Consider the following 16,901-nt stretch of genomic DNA (forward strand, 5'->3'; position numbering starts at 1 on the left):
ATTAACAACTGCCTGTTCTTTTTTTTGACGTTTTTCATGTTAAGATTATACCTGTTAGCTCAACTGGAGCTATTTTAGGAGGTATAAAATGAAAAAAATCTTTTCTATTCTAACTTGTGCGTCAATACTAACTACAGCTGCTCCGTTTGTAGGTGCAGAAGAAATGAAAGTTGAAAAAGGAGATACCCTTTGGTCTATTTCACAAGAAAAAAAGGTAAGTGTTGATGATATAAAAAGATGGAATGATTTAGATAGTGATATCATTAAAGTGGATGATACACTTACTATTAAAGAGGTAAAGAAATACAAAGTAAAAGCGGGAGATAATCTATGGAAAATCTCTAAAAAATATAATACAACTGTAGATCAGCTGAAGGATTGGAATAAGCTGAATAGTGATACAATACATAAGGATGATGTATTGATTGTTTCCAAAGAAGGTTCTGAACAAAAAACGTCAGAATCAAAGCCAGTTAACAAGCCGGTTAAAGCAGATAATACAGTAAAGGCTGAAAGTACAAATTCAGCAGCAAAAGAAATCACAGTCACTGCAACAGCATATACAGCAAATTGTGAAGGCTGTTCTGGTGTTACAGCAACTGGAATTAATTTAAAGGATAATCCAGATAAAAAGGTTATCTCAGTTGATCCTAACGTAATTCCTCTTGGCTCTAAGGTCTATGTTGAAGGATATGGTACTGCAATTGCTGGTGATACAGGTGGAGCAATTAAAGGGAAGAAAATCGATGTTTTTGTTCCATCTCAAGCGAAAGCATTAGAGTGGGGAAGAAAACAAGTATCAGTAAAAATTCTTGATTAAGTAAATAGTGCTGGAAAGTATTCCAACAAAAAATAAACCTAGACGATTATACGAATGTTTTTATTAGCATCTTCGTATAATTGTTTAGGTTTTTTTATTTGGTTATAAACCAGTTACCATTTTATTTTTTTATCGTTTCATCCTTTTCAGAAGAAACGAAGAATCGCTGAATTGGCTGTGAGATGCTTTTGATATTGTTTTCTATTTTTTCCGCTAAATAGTGTATTCTTTCGAAGATAACTTCTTTTAGATAGTCGAGCTGTCGACTGATTTTATTGACGCTCCCAGTTGTTTCCTTCATGCTTTCTAATAAGGTTTGCTGAAATATTTCTTGTAAATCCAGCTTTTCTGCAATATGTTGATAGTTCGTTTCTGTTTCCGTGATTTTTGTTTTCACATCTGTAGCAAGCTGATTAAAGTCTTCCATTTTATTAGAAATCATCGCAATATCTTTCTCCTGAAAAGATAACTGGTCAAATAAAGCTGTTTGCCGCAGAGATTCTTCCTCTGTTAAATCTTTTTGCTCCTGCGCTAGTAAGATAATAGTGTCAAGTTGTTCTTCTATTTTGGATGTTTCATTATCCAAAGCAGTAAATTTAGTTAAAAGCTCCTTTGTAGCTGAATCATTAAGTTCTAATTTTGAATCGATTTCGTTAAATTGTTGAAGATGCTTCTTCTGTTTCTCAATCGAATCTTCCTGAAATTTATTCCATAATGTCATTAGTTGCTCATTTTGTTTGTGCTGTTTAAAAAGATATTCCTGTAAATAATTATGGTGGTAACGGGATTGATTATTTAAACTTTCTGCAGAAAGTTTGGGAAGATAAATTTTTGAAGAATTGCTGTGATGTTCATTAATAGGCATTTTTCCCCTCCTTTCTCCTTCTTTATCCTATTGGGAGAGAGAAAAAAGGGTGCAGGGAGGATAATTTTTAAATAGAAGAAAATAGAAAGTATCTACATAAAACACAACATGAGGGATCTGTATGTACTTGCTATTTTCTTCTAGAAATTACATAAACGGAGGAATTCCTTTACTAATTTCTGATATTATGGATGTAATGGAGGCGATATCTTGATCGTCAATGTTAAACGTTTGTCTAATCTTATTTTCTAAATCTTTACTAACTCTTCGCTTTCCGACTTCCACTAAAGCAATTAATGCAAAGCTGCAATTTAAAACACGGGCAAAATCTCTCTGTGTCATTTCGTAATTTTTCCTAATAAATTTAATAATTTCTTTATTCATAGTCCACCTCATTTAATTAAATAAAAGAATAAATAAGAAAGACGAAAAGAAGAATTTTTTAATCCAAGATATGAGAATTATAGTTGATAATCAAGGAAATGTAAATATATAAAGCTAGTAAAAAATGAATACAAATATTTTGAAACCTCAACAATTCTTTTGTAATTTTTAGATAATTTGTTCAATTTATCTAATTACCTCTTTGATTATTATTTAATTAGTCCAATGACATATAAAAGGGAAGGAATTAATATGATGTAATAACATCCAATGTAATAAAAGGTAACAATTATTTTCGATCCGACTAAAAATTTGATTGGAATGGAGGAGTTAGCATGTCTTCCGATCATTATGCTGTTATTGATGCGGTTATTGCAATGGAAAAAAACAATTATTTAGCGACAATTGTGAATGTGGAAGGAACAGCCTACCGAAAAGAAGGAACTTTGATGTACATCACAGAGACCGGTAAAGAAGAGGGATTACTAACAGGCGGATGTGTAGAACAGGATTTACTCGCACGAATCGAAATGCAGAAAGAAGCAAAAGCCTTTCTGATGGAATACGATCTGCGATCTGAAGATGACTTAACATGGGGGCAAGGCGTTGGATGTGATGGGAAAATTTATATTATGGTTGAACCGATCACACCAGCAACAAGCGCTGTTTTTCAGCAATTAAAATCATATATGCAAAAAGGAGAAAGTGTCAAACTTATTAAGAGTTTCCATAAAATAAATAAATTCCTTGTTAATACGGTTATTCCACTAGGAAAAGAAGAAACAAATCCAGCATTAACTTCTTTTTTGGATACCGGAAATAATTATATATTTACACAAGTTCTCTCTCCTCAACCAAGATTAATTATCTATGGGGCAGGACCTGATGTTAGGCCAGTTGTTTATTTTGCAAGCAAAGCTGGGTTTTATGTCATTTTATCTGATTGGCGAGAAGCTAATTGTTCAGTAGATAATTTCCCTGATGCAAAAGAATACCAAATAGGTTCTCCGACTCAGGTACTAGACGCAATAAATCCCTCAGAAAATGATTATCTATTATTGATGACACACAACTTTAGTAAAGATCAGGAATTCGTACATTTACTTTTGGAACGAAGGGTGAAATTCTTAGGCTTATTAGGCTCCAAAAAGAGATCGGAAAAATTATTGGCAGAAAAAATAAAGCCAGATTGGGTCCACTATCCAGTGGGGATATCTATTCATTCAGAAAGCCCAGAAGAAATCGCCATTAGTATAACAGCACAATTAATTAAGATAAAAAATAGCAAGAATTCTGTTATGGGGAAAATTGGATGATTGCAGCTCTATATTTAGCAGCAGGGAATAGCAAGAGGATGGGTGAACATAAACTGTCCCTTCCTCTTCGGAATGAACCAGTAGGTAATCATGCATTATCCGTGTTGCTGACCTCGCCATTTGTTGATTTTGTAATTGTTATCACCCAACCAGACGATGACTTAAACTGGATAACTCCTGTCAATAAACTCTTATTAAATGGAAAAAAAGGGAAAGTGATTAATTGTGACGAATCGTCTCTAGGACAATCTTATTCCTTAAAAAAAGGGTTTAGAGCAGCTATCGAGCAACAAGCTGAAAAGATTCTTGTATGTTTAGCAGATCAACCTTTCATTACCCATGATATGATTGATAAAATCGTGACTACTCCATTACACCCTCCATATAAATATGTAGCAAGCATGCATAATGGAGTATACAAACCACCGATTTTGTTCCATCAGAGCGCATTATCAGATGTAAACCAGCTAGAAGGAGATAAAGGAGCTAGAAAATTATTAAAAGATGGTATATTGCAAGGAGAAAAGATTGAATTTTCTGAAGAAGAATATTTTATTGATATTGATACAAAAAATGATTATGAAAAAGTGCTGAAAAGGAGGGAATAACATGCATGTTTCAACACTCAATTATCCGACTACTGTGGAAATACCTACCACCTTAGCTGCTATTAATAAATGGAATGAATCAGATTATGCCTTCATTTCTGGCGGAACGATCCTTCAAGTAAATTGGGAAGCAGGTCATGACAAGCCAAACCATCTTATTAGTACAGAAAAATTAATAGAGTTAAAAGGAATCTCAGAAGTAGAGCGAAATGGTCAATATTTCTTGCAGATTGGTGCAGGCATGTCTATTTCTGATTGTTTAATCAACCCATTGGTACAAAAAAAGGCTCCGCTTATAGTAGCAGCATGTGAAAAGATAGCAGCTCCTGCTATCCGTAACAGAGGAACAATTGGCGGAAATATATGCAGCAAAATTGGTGATTGCATTCCTGCTTTATTAGTTTTGGAGGCACAATTAACATTTTTTAATGGCAAGGAGACCTACTTGGTCACATTAAAGGATTGGCTGGCATCACAAAAAAGCCACTCATCTGAATTGTTAACAAAAGTGCTCATACCAATAGCAGCACCGAAGACAGAAACATATTCTTTTTTTAAAAAGATTGGTAGACGGGCCAGTTTTACTGCCGCTATTATCTCGATTGCAGGGTATCTAGAGTTTGAAGAAAAAAATATAAGAATAATAAGAATTGCAATTGGCGGCGGCAGTCACATTCCGACTCGTCTTATAAGCACAGAAAGGGAGTTTACCCGCTCACATAGTGCTATTGATTGGTCCCGCATCTTTAAAGTAATTCAGGAAGATTTCTCTTCTTATACAGATCCCTTTATATCAGAAGCTTATCGCAAAAAAGTCGCAGCAAACGTAATTGTTGCTAATATGAAAGAATTACTCCAATAGAGAAGAAGGGAGTTGTTAAAATGGTTCTTGATATCGAAAGCGCTGGTAGTCGTTGGAAAATAAGAAGAGACGGCGAGCCTAAAGTGACCGGAAAACTTAAGTATTTAACAGACTTAACGTTTCCTAATATGCTCTATGGAACCGTTCTAAGAAGTGAATATCCTCATGCGGAAATTGAATCGATTGATACTAAAGAAGCAGAAGAGCTTGCTGGGGTTTTTGCTGTTATCACCTATAAGGATGTACCAGGCTTAAATGGCTTTGGGATTGTTATACAGGATCAACCTGTCTTTTGTGAAGAGAAAGTCAGATATGTAGGCGACGCAATTGCCGCTGTTGCGGCTAGAACAAAGGAAATAGCACAAAAAGCCATTTCCTTAATTAAAGTAAAGTATCAGCCGTTGCAGACAATAACAGATCCAGATGAAGCCTTAAAAGACACTGCAATCAGGCTGCATAAAGAAGGAAATCTCCTTCACCATGCTGCTTTTAAGAAGGGAAAAAGCAATATAGAGGAAGCTTTTAATAAGTGTGAATGGATCATAGAAGAAACGTATCAGACACCAAGACAAATGCATGCTTATATGGAAACGGAAGGTGGTGTGGCTGTACCAGATGAAGCAGGAGGCATTACCATTTATGCACCAACCCAGCATGGTTTTAAAGATCAGCTGCAGCTTTCTCGAATTTTAACACTCCCGCTGGAAAAAATCCGGATTATCTCTAGCCCGATTGGGGGCTCATTTGGAGGGAAGGACGAATTAAATGTTCAGCCCTATATCAGCTTGCTGGCATTAAAAACACAGCGACCGGTGAAAATCCATCAATCAAGAAGAATATCGATTAAGGCTGGTTTAAAAAGACATCCAATGAAAATCTATATGAAGACAGGTGCCGATGCATCTGGAAAAATAATTGCCCACCAAGTGAAGATTACGGCAGATACTGGTGCTTATGCGACTTTAGGACCGGCAGTACTTGACTTTGCTGTAGAGCATAGTACTGGTCCATATATAATCGAAAATGTAGATGTTAATGGCTATTCCGTTTATACGAATAACGGCGTTGCCGGTGAATTCAGAGGATTTGGCGGCAATCAAATCACCTTTGCATTAGAAACGCAAATTGAACGCTTAGCGGAAAAAGCAAAAATAGATTCAACTAAATTACGCTTCACTAATTTACGCAAGACAGAAGATTTTGGCCCGGTAGATCAGCCTATTGTTGCAACAACTGGTGCTTATGCTGTCCTTGCTGAAATTACCAAGTCAGCAATACTTCAAAAAAACTTGGACACCAATGCGATGGATGGAGATGGGAAAATAAAAGGAAGGGGATATAGTATTACCATGCATGGAGGGGGGTTGGGATATGGAAGAGCAGATGCTTCTGGTGCCCGATTGGCTTTAAACAGTGCAGGAAAAATAGAGGTGTCTTTTGGTTTCGAAGAATGTGGGCAAGGATTAATCTCAACCATTGAAATGATTATGACAGATACCTTTTTTTGCGTGTCTAGTGATATTGAAATTATTATTGGTGATACAGCTAAAGTTCCTCATTCTGGATCTTCTACTGCCTCACGAGCAACAAATATGGTGTGGCTAGGGATCAGTAAATTAAAAGCTCCATTTAGCGAAAAACTCCTTACATTAGCAGAAAAACAAACTAAATGCTCAAAAGAAAGCTTATACCTTGGTAAAAACGGCATTTGGAAAAAGGAAGAAGAAAACAAGGGACCAGCGCTTATTCTTTCCTATAAACAGTTAGCAGATTCATGTGAAGAGCTACCAACTGTTTCAGCAAGCTATCACTTTCCTACTACGCCAAACTCGATTGACGGCGGTCACTTCCTATATACTTTTGCTGGAGTAGCAGCAGAGGTCGAAATAGATATTTTAACCGGGATCGTTGCAGTAACTAGGATGGACCATGTTATTTCAGCTGGACCTGTAGTGAACCCAATGGGATATTTAGGGCAAATTGAAGGGGGAGCTAATATGGGGTTAGGATTTACGATTATGGAGGATGCAGTAATGGAAAATGGCCGATACATGAATGAAAATTTTGATACCTATCTTATTCCAACGATACTCGATATTCCGATAGAGACAACGGTAACAGCCATAGAAGAATTAGTCCCCGGAGATGACTATGGGCCAAGAGGTGTGGGGGAAATCGGCACAGTTGCTGTTGCTCCTGCTATCATTTCCGCCATTCATGACGCAACAGGCATATGGCTTAATCAACTACCAGTGCGTGCGGATATACTATTACAAGCATTGGAAAAACAACAAGGTTTACTAGATTAGGAGGGGGCAAATGGATACAAATGAAATCACGGAAACAACCACTTTTAAGGTGAATGGAGAATCTTTAACGCTAAGTCTTCCTCCAACATTTCGCCTTGTTGATATTCTTAGGGAGGTTTTAACTTTTACTGGGACGAAAATAGCTTGCGAAGCTGGTAGGTGTGGTGCTTGCTCAGTCATCATGAACGGAAAGCTGGTGAATTCCTGTTTAGTAATGGCATATCAATTAGAAAATGCAGAAATTTTAACGATTGAAAGCTTAGCAGAAAAAAATCTTCATCCCATCCAAGAAGCATTTTTACAGGCGGGCGCACTACAGTGTGGTTACTGTACTCCTGGGATGGTAATGGCATTAAAAAGTTTACTAGATGAAAACGAGCATCCCTCTAGAGCGGAAGTACTGACTGCTTTATCTGGAAACCTTTGTCGCTGTACAGGATATGAAGGAATTTTAAGAGCTGTTACGTTGTTAACTAATAAACGGGATGAAAAGGGATGAATATATGTATACGATAGCAGAAATTAATCAAATGAATCGACAGGAATTCATCGAAAAGATTGGCTGGGTGTTCGAGCATAGTCCGTGGATTGCCAATAAAACTTGGAATTATCGCCCCTTTCCAAGCTTAAATACACTCTATCAACTAATGGTACAGGCAGTAATGGAAGCGCCAATTGGAGATCAGCTTGATTTAATCCGGGCACATCCTGATTTAGGCGGGAAGTTAAAAATGACCTCCTCTTCTAGTAAGGAACAAAAAGGTGCTGGCTTGAATCAATTATCGGAGCAAGAATACATGCAATTTGCAGCCTTAAATAAGACCTATTCCGAGAAATTCGGCTTTCCGTTTATCTTAGCTGTCAAAGGTCATACCAAGGATTCCGTTTATCAGTCCATGAAAGAACGTGTAAACCACACAAAGGAAGAGGAATTTCAAACTGCATTAACTGAGATATTTTCTATATCGAAATTCCGATTAGAGGAAATAGTCAAACTAGAAACAGAAGGACAAGGTGCATAGATTATGAAAATGGGCATAACAACTCATGTATTAGATTTATCCAAGGGGAAACCAGGAAAAGGGATAAAAGTTGAGCTGTGGAGATTACTAGATTCTGAAAGAATTTTTTTAGCAAGCGGAATAACCAACCAAGACGGCAGAGTCGACACTATCCTATTAGAAAAAGTAGAGACTGGAGAATTCGAATTAGTATTTCATATACAAGAGTATTATCGTCATTTAGAAGAACAACACCCATTTTTCACCACGATTCCTATCCGTTTTTATACAGATGAAACCCAGCCGCATTATCATATTCCTTTATTATTATCTGGCTGGGGATATCAAACCTATCGGGGGAGCTGATGACTTGGTGGATTTAGATTTAATCATTCAAAATGGAATCCTTGTAAATGAGGAAACATTATATAAAGCTGATGTCGGAGTAAAGGGTGGGAAAATAGTCCTGGTTGGTTCGGAAATTAACGGAAATAACGCTACAAAAATCTTCAATGCGGATGGACTATATCTATTTCCCGGTGTTATTGATTCACATGTCCATTTTAACGAGCCAGGAAGAAGCGACTGGGAAGGGCTTGAATCAGGCAGCAAAAGCTTAGCTGCTGGTGGTGCAACTTTATTTTTTGATATGCCTCTAAATAGTCATCCACCTACAACAACAGAATATGGTTTCCAGCAAAAAGAAAGGCTAGCAAAGGAAAAATCAATTATTGATTACCGTTTATGGGGCGGAATTGTTCCAGGAAATTATGATGAGATTGAAAAATTAGTAAAATGTGGTGTCATTGGTTTTAAAGCATTTATGTCGAATAGCGGGATAGAAGATTTCCAAAGCGCTGATGACCGCACTTTATATCAAGCGATGCAAAAAATCGCAGCCTTACATAGTATCTTGGCTGTACATGCAGAAAGTGATACGATTACAGAGTTTTTAAGCAAAGAAATCATCCATCAACAGACGAATCTTGGCCTTGCTTTTTCCAATGCAAGACCGATATTTTCGGAAGTGGAGGCTGTTCAACGCATCATTGCTTATGCCGAATCCACAAAGTGTAAACTGCATATTGTTCACATTAGCAGTTCGAAAGTATTGGAACCAATAGTTTCCGCAAAGAAGCGAGGGCTGGACATAAGCGTCGAAACATGTCCTCATTATTTGTCATTAACAATCGATGACTTAGAAGAATTAGGAGCAGTCGCAAAATGTGCTCCACCCCTGCGTTCTGATAAGGAAGTAGATGACTTGTGGAAAGCAATCAAACGAGAGGAAATTGATATGATTGGATCTGATCATTCACCATCTCTGCCATCGATGAAAAATGGCAATTTATTAGAAGCGTGGGGTGGAATTGCCGGCTGTCAAACAACCCTGTCTGTTTTATTAGAAGAAGGCTATTGGAAACGAGGAATTTCTCTTCCGCTTATCGCAAAAATAACAAGTACGAACCCAGCTAAACGCTTCGGTCTCTATCCACAAAAAGGAAGTTTCGCAAATGGAAGTGATGCAGATATAGCTATTGTTGATTTAAATGAAACCTATACACTCCAAAAGGAAGATCTGTATTATAAGCATAAAATAAGCCCTTATATAGGCAAAACGTTTAGGGGTAAAGTGAAAGCAACTATTTGCAAAGGAGAAATAGTTTATTCAACTCTTAATGGATAGCAAGACTTTCACAATTTATTAATAAGGATACAGGAGTGTTTAGTGTCTGTAATTAACCATGATTGAGGAGGAAAAACCTCTAATCATGGATTGTTTTGTTTCCTTTTGTATAGAAAGTATTTATTTGCCAATGAAAACCACTTACACCATCTTTTCCGCAAAAAGTGGCGTTCATCTGGAGAATGAAAACCACTTATATTATCTTTTCCGCAAAAAGTGGCGTTCATTTGTTGAATGAAATCCACTTACGCCATCTTTATCGCAAAAAGTGGCGTTCATCTGGAGAATGAAAACCACTTATATTATCTTTTTCGCAAAAAAAAGCGTTCATTTGTTGAATGAAAACCAATTATGCTATCTTTTTCGCAAAAAAAAGCGTTCATTTGTTGAATGAAATCCACTTACGCCATCCTTTCCACGAAAAGCAGCGTTCCTCTTCCCTAAATGCACTAACACTTATCAACAATTAATTTTTCCATCATTATAACAAAATACGAATTATTAATAACTAAATTATAAAAACGTTCGGAAATGGAGAAAAAAATACTTGAATAGAAGAGATTTTTACGATATTATGCAGAATAAAGGAATAATTAATTGTTTAGGGGGATTGGCAATCGTGTTAGGAGCACCAAATACTTCACAAGCAAGAAAGATTATGTTATTAGGTTCTGGAGAATTGGGTAAAGAGGTTATTATCGAAGCGCAGCGACTGGGACTAGAAACAATCGCAGTCGATCGTTATGAACAAGCACCAGCAAGTCATGTTGCCCACCGCGCATATACAGTAGATATGCTTGATGTTAACCAATTAAAAGCAATAATTGAAAAAGAAAAACCAGATTATATTGTTCCTGAAATTGAGGCGATTGCAACGAGTGCGCTTATGGAGCTAGAAGAAGAGGGGTATTCGGTAGTTCCAACTGCTAAAGCTACCTATTTAACGATGGATCGTGAAGGTATAAGAAGATTAGCAAGTGAAACGTTGAACATACCGACTGCAAAATATGCCTTTGCCAATAACATAACAGAATTGAAAGATGCCGTACATAATATAGGTTTTCCTTGTGTAATAAAGCCAGTCATGAGCTCTTCTGGAAAAGGGCAAAGTATTTGCCGGAGCATAGATGAAATTGAATTTTCCTGGAAAGAAGCTGTTGATGGCGGAAGAGGAAAGAAAACAAGAGTCATAGTGGAAGAGTTTATTGAATTTGAATCAGAGATTACGCTTTTAACCGTACGTTCAGTTAATGGCACTACCTTTTGTCCTCCAATTGGGCATACCCAAAAAGACGGAGATTATATAGAATCATGGCAGCCTCATTTCATGTCGGCTGAACAATTAGATGAGGCAGAAATGATTGCTAAGAAAATCACGGATAGTCTGGGTGGATATGGAATTTTTGGTGTGGAGTTATTTTTAACGGAAAATGATGTTTATTTTAGTGAAGTCTCACCACGTCCACATGATACTGGAATGGTAACAATGATTACTCAAGACCTTTCTGAGTTTGCGTTACATGTTATAGCGATTTTAGGGTATCCAGTTTCAGGAGTGAAACTACATAGCCCAGGTGCTAGTAAAACATTAAAAGCAACTGAAGAAAGTAACAGCTATTTCATTCAGGGGATAGAAGAAACGCTATCATTTGAAAATACCCAAATACGCATTTTTGGAAAACCAAAGACAACAAAAGGGCGGAGAATGGCAGTAGTATTGCATACAAATGAAACGGTGGATTTAGCGTTAGAAGGGGTAAGGAAAGCTTCCGCGCCACTTTCCATCACCTATTCTAGCTGACTAGAAAATGTAATTTAAGATAATTTACAAATAAACACAATAGGGGTATTACAATGAAAACAAAAAATCGTTGGCTTATTGCTTTATCTGCAGTTGGTATTCATATTTCAATCGGATCTGTATACGCATGGAGTGTATTTACAAAGCCGCTTGAATCACAGTATAATTGGACATTAACGAGTATTTCCTGGACTTTTAGTATTGCGATCTTATTTTTAGGATTATCAGCGGCGTTTTTAGGACATTTTGTTGAAAAATACGGACCACGAACTTCCGGCATGTTGTCTGCTTGTATGTTCGGTTTAGGGATGGCTGGTGCTGGATTTGCTACAAGTATCGAATCTTTACCACTTCTCTACATTACTTATGGAATGTTTGGGGGGATTGGCTTAGGGGTTGGGTATATTACTCCTGTATCCACATTAGTTAAGTGGTTTCCGGACCGCAGAGGATTGGCAACTGGATTAGCTATTATGGGATTTGGTTTTGCTGCAATGATCAGTAGCCCAGTTATGAATCATTTAATTAATACAGTTGGTATATCTAATACTTTTTATATTCTTGCAGCTGTTTATTTTGTTATTATATTTGTTTCAGCACAATATTTAGAAGCACCTCCAAAAGGCTATTTGCCGAAAGGTTTTCAGCAATCAGTTGAAGCTGGTAATGTAATAGTAAAGGAAGATTTATCACAATTAACAGCAAATGAAGCAGTTAAAACAAAAAGATTTTGGGCGTTATGGATTATGCTATTTATCAACATCACATGTGGTATTGCTATTCTTGCCGTTGCTTCGCCCATGGGACAGGAATTGGCAGGCATGTCAGTTGCGGGTGCTGCGACCCTAGTTGGGATTATGGGTGTATTTAATGGAGTTGGAAGAATTGCATGGGCTACAATTTCTGACTATATCGGCAGACCCAATGTATATACTTTGTTTTTTGCTGTTCAAGTAGTTGCATTCTTTGCACTGCCACATTTACATCATTATATTGCCTTTTCCATCATTATTTTTATAATTATGTCTTGCTATGGTGGAGGTTTCGCGTCCATTCCAGCTTATATTGGTGATATTTTTGGCACAAAACAGCTAGGAGCTATTCATGGTTATATTCTTACAGCTTGGTCAGCTGCAGGTGTTGCTGGACCTAGCATTGTATCATGGATTCGTGACACAACAGGAAGCTATCAAGGAACATTACTTGTTTTCTCTTGTATGTTTATTGTATCTCTGGCTGTTTCTTTACTTATTCGTTTAGATATTCGCAGATTAAAAGAATTGAATAAATCAGTGACAGAAAGTAATAGCTTCTAATAGTATTTAAAAAAGACTTATCACGTTTGATGCATCTAAAATTTTCTCAAACGTAATAAGTCTTTTTCTATCTAAGTCTTTGCAAGTATACGGATTAGTAGTATAGTAGGTTCATTGGAAATTTGCAGCTTAGTTAGGGGAAATTAGAAAATGGAAAATTTTAATACGCAATTTTTGTATTCCGTGATTATTATTGGCATGGGGTATTTCTTTAAACAAAGAAATATTATTAAAGAAAAAGATGGAGAAGGGCTTGCAAGGATCATTTTCAATATTACTTTACCTTGTTTAATCATCACCACCTTACATAATGTCATAATTGAAAAATCTTTGTTAATATTGGTATTTCTTGGTTTATTCTATGGTGTTCTTATTTCCATAATTGGACTATTTCTGTTCCGAAATGAAGCGAATAAGCAAAAAGGGATGTTAGGTATGTTGATACCCGGATTTAACATTGGTATTTTTGCATATCCTTTGGTGCAGGGTATATGGGGGGCTGAAGGGATAAAATATTTTGGTATGTTCGATATTGGGAATGCCCTTGTCACTTTCGGAATTAGTTATTTAATTGGCAGCTATTATTCACAAGAAGGATCCGAACTTTCAGCGAAGCAAGTGGTAGGGAAGCTGGGACGATCGATCCCGCTGATGACCTATGTACTTATTTTCTTCATCAGTATTGTAGGTATCGAGATACCCCATCAGATAATTGATGTGACATCTACCATTTCGAAGGCTAATATGCCACTCTCTTTGCTGCTTCTCGGTATTTATTTGAACTTTTCTTTTGAAAAGAGTCACTGGAAAGGAATTGGAAGGGTACTAGGGATTCGGTACGGGACAGGGCTTTTTTTAGGCGTACTAGCATATTTTTTATGGCCAGCAGAAGATATGTTTCGTTATACCATTTTAATCTGCTTAATCTTGCCGATGGCATCAAGTGTTTTACCGTATAGTGTGGAGTTTAAATATAACCAACGATTTGTAGGAACTGCTGCTAATTTATCGATAGTCATTAGTTTTTTCTTAATTTGGATGATTGGTAATTTAATTGTATAAATAGAAAGTTTGTTAATCGTAAAAACGAGGCTGGAATCAATTTTCCAGCCTCGTTTTTTATTCTGTCAGGAAGTTTTCGGTATAATATGGTTGAGACTTATTGTTAAAGGCAACTCCTACGCCGAGAGAGGCGAAATCTTTTTGAAGAATATTTTCTCGATGGCCGCTCGAATTCATTAAGCCTTCGTGAGCAAATATACTGCTGTTTTGGCCATAAGCCAAATTTTCCCCTGCTATCGTGTAACGGATACCATCGTTAAGCATGCGATCAAATGGAGATTCACCCTCCAGATTAGTATGGCTGAAATAATTATTTTCTGCCATATCTAAACTATGTTTTTGAGCCGTATCACGAACTGCCTCATTCCAAGTCAGCGGCTTTAAATGGTTATTGACACGACTGGCATTAGTTAAATCAAATAATTGGTATTCAAAGCCTTCTTTTAATTTTTCATTTCCTTCCACATAAAAATCCTTGCGATTTTCTTCTAAGGAAGAGCTGATAATTTGCAGAGCAGTTACGGTGTTATTTTCATGCTTATCAAAGAATACCGTTACATATGAATCATCAAGTGCGAACACTTCGTAATCCCTGTCCTCTGCCATTTTATAAAAAACAAGTCCTTTTCTTATCTCTGTTAATGGTTTTCCTAATGTTTTTAAGACAACTTCTTTCTTTGTTCCTTTTTTTATCCCGTTTGTTGAAGCAATTAAATCTTGATTGGTATATAAAGCTTCTACTTGATTATGTTCATCATAGCCTACCATAACAAAATTGTGATAATTTTGATGATAGGCATACCAAGAGATGCCGTATTCATTAATTGTTTCACGCTTTGGTGATCCCAGTGACTTTTCAACCGACTTTTTATCATCGCCGAGAGATATATTATGAATCGAAAAAGGATGGTCTTGCGGTGTAACTAATTCTGGTTTATCAATTTCTTCTGTATCTTCAGTATTTTCTTCAAAATTCCAGTCTGGTAACATATCCTCTGCATCTTTAAAAAAGGATTTTATTTTTTCAAACTCATCAGTAAAAGATTGGAAAAAGGAAGTGATCGAATCTTGATTTATGCGATTTTCCATGGAACCAGAAGGTTTGCTTTCTTCAGCATTATGTCCATTGTCTTTAAGATAAAAATTATATGCCCCATATATAAGGAGAATGGTAATAACCCATTTTAATAGTCTAATCATTGATAGTAACCTCCAATAGTCTTCTAATTATAACCAAAAAAATTAGGTTTAAAACTATTTTATCTGGGTATATTGAGATAGATTGTTTTTCACTTTTTATCCTATTTAATTATTATACCATGTCATTACGTCCTAATTGGTTTGTCTAGACTGTGTAATCAATTTGTAAAGCATCTTTATTATATGTAAACAGTATAAACTGCTATAATGAATATAACCGTTCCCATTTGGGAAATTTTAGTTATAAGCACTCTAGACAGATTTAAGACGGTTTTAAAGGAGGCTACTATGCATTTAATTAGAACCGACATCGATGAGATTTTAACAAACACAGCCGATTTAGAGCAGGAAATATCCACATGGAATTTAATCGACATAGAAATTGATGAACTTTTAGAAGACACAAAGCATTGGAATTAATTGTTGCAACCAAATGTACAAATTTTGTAGATATTGGTTGCTTTTTTTGTGCTGTAAATAACTATTAGTAAAAATTTTTACATCTTTTTTTCGAAATTACTTTCACTACAGTAAGTTTGCGTTATAATAAATAGAAATAATATTTAAGATGAGGAGAATGGAAACGTGACAGATCAAACAATTACTGTGACTTTAGCAAAAGATAAAAAACCGAAACCAGATCCTTCTACATTAGTATTTGGTAAAGTATTTACAGACCATATGTTTATGATGGATTATACAGTAGACAAAGGTTGGCATGATGCTCAAATTTTGCCATATCAACCAATAACTTTAGATCCTGCTTCTGTTATTTTCCACTATGGCCAAGCAGTTTTTGAAGGCATGAAGGCATACTTAACGGAAGAAGGTAAAGTGCTATTATTCAGACCAAAGAAAAATATGGAGCGTTTAAATAAATCAAATGACAGACTTTGTATTCCAGAAATAGATGAAGAGTTTGCCCTAAATGCCTTAACACAATTAATTAATATTGATAGAGAGTGGATTCCGAAAGGGGAAGGTACTTCTTTATACATAAGACCATTTATCATTTCCACACAGCCGTTCTTAGGAGTTGCTGCATCAATTAGCTATAAATTTATGATCATTTTATCTCCTGTTGGTTCGTATTATAAAGAAGGAGTTAAACCGGTTAAAATTTTTGTGGAAAATGAATATGTTCGTGCAGTTGCTGGTGGTACAGGATCTGCTAAAACTGCTGGAAACTATGCAGCAAGCTTAAAAGCGCAGCAAATTGCAAATGAAAGAGGATATTCCCAAGTTCTTTGGCTAGATGGCGTAGAAAAGAAATATATTGAAGAAGTTGGAGCGATGAATGTTTTCTTTAAAATTAATGGGGAAGTATATACCCCTGAATTAAATGGAAGCATACTAGAAGGGGTAACCAGAAGCAGTGTTATGGAGTTGCTGAAATATTGGAATATTCCTGTAACAGAAAGAAAAATAACTATTGCTGAAATCTTTGAAGCACATAAAAATGGTCAATTAGAAGAAGCATTTGGTACAGGAACAGCTGCTGTTATCTCCCCGATTGGTGAGTTCTTCTGGAACGAGGAAAAAATCGTTTTAAATAATGGAGAAACAGGGGAGTTAGCATCCAAATTATATAATACAATTACAGATATTCAAAATGGAAGACAAGAAGATCCATTTGGATGGGCTGTTGAAGTGAAATAATTCCTTTTGCG

Annotated in this window: 17 protein-coding genes; 14 read left to right on the forward strand and 3 right to left on the reverse strand. The window is 36.2% G+C overall.

Annotation, left to right across the window (positions count from 1 at the left end):
• Positions 1-88: 88 nt before the first annotated feature.
• Positions 89-820 carry a 3D domain-containing protein gene (locus NiCM35_RS04450; RefSeq protein WP_095328764.1) on the forward strand — a complete coding sequence of 244 codons (732 nt, stop codon included), beginning with the start codon at positions 89-91 and terminating at the stop codon, positions 818-820.
• A gap of 121 nt (positions 821-941) precedes the next feature.
• Here NiCM35_RS04450 and NiCM35_RS04455 read toward each other — a convergent pair whose 3' ends face one another.
• Positions 942-1,685, reverse strand: coding sequence for a hypothetical protein (locus tag NiCM35_RS04455; RefSeq protein WP_123257672.1), 744 nt, complete (start codon positions 1,683-1,685; stop codon positions 942-944).
• Between the two features lie 147 nt (positions 1,686-1,832).
• Complete coding sequence (locus tag NiCM35_RS04460) at positions 1,833-2,027, reverse strand: helix-turn-helix domain-containing protein (RefSeq protein WP_235973392.1); 195 nt, start codon at positions 2,025-2,027, stop codon at positions 1,833-1,835.
• A 377-nt stretch (positions 2,028-2,404) separates the two neighbouring features.
• Here NiCM35_RS04460 and NiCM35_RS04465 point away from each other — a divergent pair, with 377 nt between their 5' ends.
• From NiCM35_RS04465 to NiCM35_RS04515, 11 genes are all read left to right on the forward strand, one after another.
• A complete protein-coding gene (locus NiCM35_RS04465; RefSeq protein ID WP_163186878.1) occupies positions 2,405-3,385 on the forward strand; it encodes an XdhC family protein in 981 nt (326 codons plus the stop codon).
• Entirely contained in the window at positions 3,382-3,993 is a 612-nt protein-coding gene (locus tag NiCM35_RS04470) for a nucleotidyltransferase family protein (RefSeq protein ID WP_095328767.1), read from the forward strand. The genes NiCM35_RS04465 and NiCM35_RS04470 overlap by 4 nt, the downstream gene beginning before the upstream one ends.
• 1 nt (position 3,994) lies before the next feature.
• Entirely contained in the window at positions 3,995-4,855 is an 861-nt protein-coding gene (locus tag NiCM35_RS04475) for an FAD binding domain-containing protein (RefSeq protein ID WP_123257675.1), read from the forward strand.
• Between the two features lie 20 nt (positions 4,856-4,875).
• On the forward strand, positions 4,876-7,164 hold the full coding sequence (pucD, locus tag NiCM35_RS04480; protein ID WP_123257676.1) for a xanthine dehydrogenase subunit D: 2,289 nt from the start codon (positions 4,876-4,878) through the stop codon (positions 7,162-7,164).
• A gap of 10 nt (positions 7,165-7,174) precedes the next feature.
• Positions 7,175-7,663 carry a (2Fe-2S)-binding protein gene (locus NiCM35_RS04485; RefSeq protein WP_123257677.1) on the forward strand — a complete coding sequence of 163 codons (489 nt, stop codon included), beginning with the start codon at positions 7,175-7,177 and terminating at the stop codon, positions 7,661-7,663.
• A gap of 4 nt (positions 7,664-7,667) precedes the next feature.
• Positions 7,668-8,186 carry a 2-oxo-4-hydroxy-4-carboxy-5-ureidoimidazoline decarboxylase gene (gene uraD / locus NiCM35_RS04490; protein WP_123257678.1) on the forward strand — a complete coding sequence of 173 codons (519 nt, stop codon included), beginning with the start codon at positions 7,668-7,670 and terminating at the stop codon, positions 8,184-8,186.
• 3 nt (positions 8,187-8,189) lie between these two features.
• Positions 8,190-8,531 carry a hydroxyisourate hydrolase gene (gene uraH / locus NiCM35_RS04495; protein WP_204259879.1) on the forward strand — a complete coding sequence of 114 codons (342 nt, stop codon included), beginning with the start codon at positions 8,190-8,192 and terminating at the stop codon, positions 8,529-8,531.
• Between the two features lie 7 nt (positions 8,532-8,538).
• Positions 8,539-9,852, forward strand: a complete 1,314-nt coding sequence (locus NiCM35_RS04500; protein ID WP_338068395.1) for an allantoinase — start codon at positions 8,539-8,541, stop codon at positions 9,850-9,852.
• A gap of 619 nt (positions 9,853-10,471) precedes the next feature.
• Positions 10,472-11,653, forward strand: a complete 1,182-nt coding sequence (gene purT / locus NiCM35_RS04505) for a formate-dependent phosphoribosylglycinamide formyltransferase (protein ID WP_433778891.1) — start codon at positions 10,472-10,474, stop codon at positions 11,651-11,653.
• Between the two features lie 53 nt (positions 11,654-11,706).
• Positions 11,707-12,969 (forward strand): L-lactate MFS transporter, encoded by a 1,263-nt coding sequence (locus NiCM35_RS04510; protein ID WP_171509630.1) that lies wholly within the window; start codon positions 11,707-11,709, stop codon positions 12,967-12,969.
• Between the two features lie 150 nt (positions 12,970-13,119).
• The gene (locus NiCM35_RS04515) at positions 13,120-14,031 is read left to right on the forward strand and encodes an AEC family transporter (RefSeq protein WP_095328776.1); all 912 of its coding nucleotides are present in this window, start codon (positions 13,120-13,122) and stop codon (positions 14,029-14,031) included.
• A gap of 57 nt (positions 14,032-14,088) precedes the next feature.
• Here the strand turns inward: NiCM35_RS04515 and NiCM35_RS04520 are convergent, their stop codons facing one another.
• The gene (locus NiCM35_RS04520) at positions 14,089-15,231 is read right to left on the reverse strand and encodes a CAP domain-containing protein (RefSeq protein WP_123257681.1); all 1,143 of its coding nucleotides are present in this window, start codon (positions 15,229-15,231) and stop codon (positions 14,089-14,091) included.
• Positions 15,232-15,519: 288 nt separating this feature from the next.
• Between NiCM35_RS04520 and NiCM35_RS04525 the strand changes: the two genes are divergently transcribed.
• Both NiCM35_RS04525 and NiCM35_RS04530 read left to right on the forward strand, forming a co-directional pair.
• A complete protein-coding gene (locus NiCM35_RS04525; protein WP_268874827.1) occupies positions 15,520-15,651 on the forward strand; it encodes a hypothetical protein in 132 nt (43 codons plus the stop codon).
• A gap of 165 nt (positions 15,652-15,816) precedes the next feature.
• A complete protein-coding gene (locus NiCM35_RS04530) occupies positions 15,817-16,890 on the forward strand; it encodes a branched-chain amino acid aminotransferase (protein WP_095328778.1) in 1,074 nt (357 codons plus the stop codon).
• Positions 16,891-16,901: the final 11 nt, after the last annotated feature.

This window comes from Niallia sp. M35 (assembly GCF_050971705.1).
GTDB classification, from domain to species: domain Bacteria; phylum Bacillota; class Bacilli; order Bacillales; family Cytobacillaceae; genus Niallia; species Niallia circulans_A.